General features: G+C 63.3%; 5 protein-coding genes. 2 read left to right on the top strand and 3 right to left on the bottom strand.

Features of this window, described 5'->3' with window-relative positions; all coding sequences use genetic code 11:
- Window positions 1-1,211 precede the first annotated feature (1,211 nt).
- The 3 genes from HY852_RS07405 to HY852_RS07395 all read right to left on the bottom strand — a co-directional run bounded on the left by HY852_RS07405 (window position 1,212) and on the right by HY852_RS07395 (window position 3,588).
- Entirely contained in the window at window positions 1,212-2,732 is a 1,521-nt protein-coding gene (locus HY852_RS07405; protein WP_291603754.1) for an AMP-binding protein, read from the bottom strand.
- Between the two features lie 177 nt (window positions 2,733-2,909).
- On the bottom strand, window positions 2,910-3,071 hold the full coding sequence (locus HY852_RS07400; protein ID WP_291603753.1) for a hypothetical protein: 162 nt from the start codon (window positions 3,069-3,071) through the stop codon (window positions 2,910-2,912).
- On the bottom strand, window positions 3,055-3,588 hold the full coding sequence (locus HY852_RS07395; protein ID WP_291603752.1) for a DUF2243 domain-containing protein: 534 nt from the start codon (window positions 3,586-3,588) through the stop codon (window positions 3,055-3,057). The genes HY852_RS07400 and HY852_RS07395 overlap by 17 nt, the downstream gene beginning before the upstream one ends.
- Before the next feature lie 285 nt (window positions 3,589-3,873).
- Here HY852_RS07395 and HY852_RS07390 point away from each other — a divergent pair, with 285 nt between their 5' ends.
- Together HY852_RS07390 and HY852_RS07385 are read left to right on the top strand one after the other, a co-directional pair.
- Window positions 3,874-4,083: a hypothetical protein gene (locus HY852_RS07390; RefSeq protein ID WP_291603751.1), complete on the top strand. Its 210-nt coding sequence runs from the start codon at window positions 3,874-3,876 to the stop codon at window positions 4,081-4,083.
- A 340-nt stretch (window positions 4,084-4,423) separates the two neighbouring features.
- Window positions 4,424-4,690, top strand: a complete 267-nt coding sequence (locus tag HY852_RS07385; protein ID WP_291603750.1) for a hypothetical protein — start codon at window positions 4,424-4,426, stop codon at window positions 4,688-4,690.
- The last annotated feature ends 262 nt before the right edge of the window (window positions 4,691-4,952 follow it).

The raw sequence follows: 4,952 nt of genomic DNA, 5'->3' as shown, positions 1-4,952 counted from the left end.
GCCCTGCGATTCCGTTTCGCGCCGGCGCACTCGCGTCCACCGCATCCCAGCCCGCGTTTCGTGACGACTCGCGATCCGCCCCTCGTACCGGGTGAGACCAGTCGCGTATACGCCAATTCCGAATTCGGTAAAAGAGAAATACTTTTGCGACGGGCGCTTGACAGATTTTGACGTGATTTGCCCGCCAAGCGAAAAACGATCGCCCTGCGCCGCTGCGACTGAAGTTTCAGAGCGCAATTGGCCCGGCGTTACCCTCTACGCCAGCACCAGCGGAATTTCCGAAAGCAGGATGGGACGACAACTGATTACCTTCGCGCTACGCTCCGCAGTCGCCAGTCGACATTGAGAAGCATTAGATCAATCTTATCCAGAACAAGCGTCAGTTCTGTCAGCCTTCTGTCAGCCTCGATCAGTAAACTCTACTATTGGGAGTTGTGCTGGGTTGTAGAGGCAGGAACCGCGGCGCGCGGTGCATCGCGGCAGACAATTTCGGGGGTTGCTCATGAATGTTCGGCTTACACGTCGGCGTTTGCTGGAATTACCTTGTGTATGTGCTGTGCTCGCAGTGAGTGGAACCGTTCCCGCCCTGGCGCAGGTTACCCGACCGTCTCCTCTTCCGAGCGACAGTTGTCTCGGTCTCATTCCGAAAAAGTCAACAAAGGAAGCCGCTGAACATAAAGAGGGACGCTGGACCGGCAAGACCTGTTCCAGGTGCCGATTCTTCGTTGGGCCGGATCAGTGTATGGTCGTCGAAGGGCAGACGAGTCGGGAAAGCTCTTGCGCCCTGTGGGCCGAGGTAGGCGGAAAGACCAACTGCACGCCGCCGACGAGCGGAGGATAGGCGGCGCGCGGGACGCTCGGCCCGCGGAGAGCGTGTCGAGAACGCCGCGGAGGGAGCGGCCCTTATCAGTTCGATAGATGCGGCCGTCGTCCTGCAAGCGATCTCGACGAGCCTGTGCCGTCGGGTGATTCCGGAAGGGGAGATCGCGTAACTTAGTCAGGCGGCGGTTTGCTTCGTAACGAAAGCGTTCGCAGAGCGCGCGATTTTGTCGGCTTCGACGTCCAACCCGACAGCGCCTAAAAGAACAACTGGCCCCCCATTGGAGCTTTGCGACCAGGCACTCGCCTTGATGTAATATACGCCGAGACCGACCGGATCGCGTTCCGCGGTAGTCCTTGAACCCCGTCGCATCTGACGCGAGGCTTGCAGCCTACTCCGCCCCCTTGCGCCCCCCACCCGATGGCAAGATCTGAAACGCACGCCCCTCCTTCAACCAGGCGGCGCGCTGGTCGCGCAGCATGGTGCGACGGACTTTGCCGGAATCATCGCGGATCTGCCCGGCGGCGACCTCGAAGCTCTCGGGGTGCTTGTAGCGGCTGAGCCGGTCGTCGAGAAAGACGCCCATCGTATCGGCAACCACCTGCGCGGCGGCGCCCGGCATGAGCTCGACGATGGCGTGCACGCGCTGGCCGAATTCCGGATCGGGCAGGCCGACGACGACGCAGGAGCACACCTCCGGATGCGCGGTCACCGCCGCCTCGACCTCGGCCGGATAGATGTTGGCGCCGCCGCGCAGGATCATGTCGGCGAGCCGGTCGCCGAGATAGAGATAGCCCTCTTCATCCAGCCGCCCGATGTCGCCGAGCGATTCCCAGCCGTCGGTTCTCCGCTTCGGCTCGGCGCCGAGATAGTGATAGGTGGTGCCGGCGCCGTCGTTGGGCAGGAAGTAGATCTCGCCGGTCTCTCCCGGCGCGACATCCTTGCCGTCGGGACCGAGGATGCGCAGGCGCGCGGTATCGCCGATCTTGCCGACGGAGCCCTTGTGCGTGAGCCATTCGACGCCGGAGATGATGCAGGCGCCCTGACGCTCGGTGCCGCCATAGAGCTCCCAGATCCGCTCGGGCCCCAGCCACTCGATCCATTTCTCCTTCAGCCACGGCGGCATCGGCGCCGCCATGTGGAAGACGATCTTCAGGCTGGACAGGTCGTAGGCGTTGCGAACCTTTTCCGGCAGCGCCCAGATGCGGTGCATCATGGTCGGAACGAAGTTGACCCACTCGACGCGCTGCGCCTCGATCTGGCGCAGCGTCTCCTCGGGCTCGAACTTGGTAAGACCGGTGAGACGGCCGCCGGCGAACAGCGCGAAGTGCGACACGATGAACGGCGCGTTGTGGTAGAGCGGACCGGGATTGAGCAGCGAAACGCCGAGCGGAATCCCGAGCGCCGGCTCGGCCGCCGTGTCGGTCACCGCCGGCTGATGGTCCAGGATCACCTTGGGCCGGCCCGTCGAGCCGCCGCTGGTCATGGCCTTCCAGTAGCGCGCCACCGGGTTCGTCACCGCCTCGTCCGAAAAACCCTGCGGCACGAAAGTAGCGGGCAGCGAGTTCGGCGCGTTCCAGTCGGCCTCGCCGCCAACCACCAGCGACGGCCTCAAGACGTCGAGCACCGCGGCGGCCTCGCCGCGCGGCAGCCGCCATGACAGCGAGGTCGGCGTCGCGCCGCACTTCCACACCGCAAAGGTCGTCTCGAAGAACGCATTGCCATTGGGCAGGCCAATCGCGACGAAATCGCCCGGCTTGACGCCCTTGGCGGCAAAGGCCCGCGCGCGGGCGTTGGCACCGCGCTCGAGTTCGTCCCAGGTCAGCGTGTCGTCGCCGTGCCGGACCGCGATGGTGCCTTGGGGTTTACGTTCAGCGTACCAGCGCGGCACGTCGGCTATCGGCATCAACATGTAGGCGTTTCCGTGGGCTTGATCTTGCTTGTGACTTGCGGGGTAGGGCATGCCCCTGCCCTGGTTTCCAGCCAGAGAAGGCGAAGCAAGTCAAGCGGCCTGCCGGCGGGCGCCATGCACCTCAGTTCGAGGGGCGCTTGTGAGTCGCACGACCGGCGAGCTTCAGCCTCGAGCCGGTCACCCGGGATTGAAGGAGCGCAATTGAAGAAGATCGTCAAGCGTGAGGCCGAACAGCAGGGTCTGCCACGCCGGCGCCGTGGCGAGCACCAGCAGCAGGGCGAAGTTGAGGTAGACCAGCGGCACGGGTATGCAGCGGATGAGCTCACAGGCTTTCCGCATCGGCGCTCTCCCGCTCTCCCAAGTTGGCCATGGCCCATCCGAGCGCAAGCATCGCCGCGCCCCAGATCAGGAAACCGAGATCCCAATACAGGCGCTCGTTCGCGGGCACCGTCTCGTTGACCCGGTGCAGCCCGAGAATCTGGTGGTCCGCCAATCCTTCAACCACATTGAAGATGCCCCACCCGGCCAGCAACATTGCGATGAAGCTTCGGTTCGACCACAACAGCCGGCCCTGGCGCGCGCTGCGCCACAGCAGGAATACGCCGGCAAGCACGAGAACATAAGCGAAGCTGTGGAAGATGCCGTCCCAAGTGGTGTTGAGCTCAATGTTCTCGATCGAATTCAGCGGATACCAGCCGCTCACCATGTGATGCCATTGCAGCAACTGGTGGAAGACGATCCCGTCGAAGAACCCGCCGAGACCGAGACCGAGAAGCAGACAAGCGGCAAACAGGAATCTGGGACTGACACCGTCCCTCACCTCCGATTCCCGCTTCGCCGGATCTGCTCTCGCCATTTTAATTCCCTCCTGGCGCGGAAACCAACGAAAGAAGCGTTCAGGTCGGCCCGCGTTCCTATTTGGCACGCGGGCGAGGAACCAGAGGGCGGCTCCTCTTGGCTCCGCGCCGGTGCCAAACTCGCACGCAAGGGTGATCGCGCGTCGCATCGTGGCAAGCTGAGGGTCCGGGAACTCGCCGCCTCGTCGAGAATTCACAGCAAGGTAGCATCCGAGAATCCTGGAGTTGGACGGGCGGCTCCTCCTGCCAGGCATTCGCCGCCACCTACCCTGGGAGGAAAGATAATGCTGCGGGACAATCAACTCGCCATCCTGCGCGACATCAGCCAATCCATCGCCTTCGCCGACGACAAGCACGGTGCAGTCGAGGAGTTGATCGTCGAAGGCTATGTCATGAAGGACGGCGACATCTATGAGCTTACGCCGAAGGGCGTGACGGCCGTTGAAGAACATGCGGCGGCGCTGGCCGGCGTGAACGCGAAACCTTCGAGCTGATACAGCTGAAAGCTCGACCGCCAAATTCAGGCTCGTTTCAGGAACATGCCACCGCGCGCAGATATCGCGCCGCGCTGCATGTTGAGCGCGTGTCCGCGCAGACACACTCGGGTGGTTTTCGCGCGAATAGTGGTGGAAGCATTTAGTCGACTCTTGAAGAGCCAATAGCCGCGCTCATAATCGATTCGGGTGGCGCAGTACCTTCGATTCGCAAATCACAACATGTCGAACGACAACGGCGGAGGAAGCTCCGCGCGTTGATCGCATGAGTGCGGCATCGCAAACCGCCCGACCGCGCCCCAAGAAGCCGCCAACCAGCCACGCAAACAGGGGCGCATACATGACTCTCTACCGGATGAACAAAACCGCACTCATCTTCGCGGTCGCCATCTCCGCCATGGGGCTTTCGGCCTCACCCAGCCTCGCCTTTTCCTCCGAAGCCCAGCAGATGTGCACCGGCGACGCGATGCGGCTGTGCGGCAGCGAGATCCCCAATATCCCGCGGATCATCGCGTGCATGCACCGGCAGCGCGCTCACGTCAGCGCCGGCTGCCGCGCCGTGATGGAACGCGAAGCCGTGGCGCGGAGGCGGGCCGAGGCGGAGTGAACAGGCCTGATTGATAGGCGTTACCCGCCAATCGAGAGCGCTACGACATGAATGGGTACAGCAGGCCCGACTGAAACGGCCAGGCGCTTGAAGCGCGCGCCCGCCCTACTCGCCCCAAGTAGCGAAGGCGTCGTTGAAGGCGCGCTCGCCGGGCGAACCCTTCTCTATCGCGACGATGGCACGCCGCTGGTTGGTGTAGACCAGCGGCAGGTCGAACCACGAGCGCTCCTTCAGGAGCTGGATGTTGCGCGAGCGATCGGCG

It is taken from the genome of Bradyrhizobium sp., assembly GCF_016213215.1.
Classification (GTDB): domain Bacteria; phylum Pseudomonadota; class Alphaproteobacteria; order Rhizobiales; family Xanthobacteraceae; genus Bradyrhizobium.
This window is presented reverse-complemented; position numbering and strand designations above follow the sequence as displayed.

What these genes read in the sequence shown, in the direction of transcription:
- HY852_RS07390 (WP_291603751.1), top strand. Translation starts at nt 3,874, where the DNA reads ATGCTGCGGGACAATCAACTCGCCATCCTGCGCGACATCAGCCAATCC.
- HY852_RS07385 (WP_291603750.1), top strand. Translation starts at nt 4,424, where the DNA reads ATGACTCTCTACCGGATGAACAAAACCGCACTCATCTTCGCGGTCGCC.
- HY852_RS07405 (WP_291603754.1), bottom strand. Translation starts at nt 2,732, where the DNA reads ATGTTGATGCCGATAGCCGACGTGCCGCGCTGGTACGCTGAACGTAAA.
- HY852_RS07395 (WP_291603752.1), bottom strand. Translation starts at nt 3,588, where the DNA reads ATGGCGAGAGCAGATCCGGCGAAGCGGGAATCGGAGGTGAGGGACGGT.
- HY852_RS07400 (WP_291603753.1), bottom strand. Translation starts at nt 3,071, where the DNA reads ATGCGGAAAGCCTGTGAGCTCATCCGCTGCATACCCGTGCCGCTGGTC.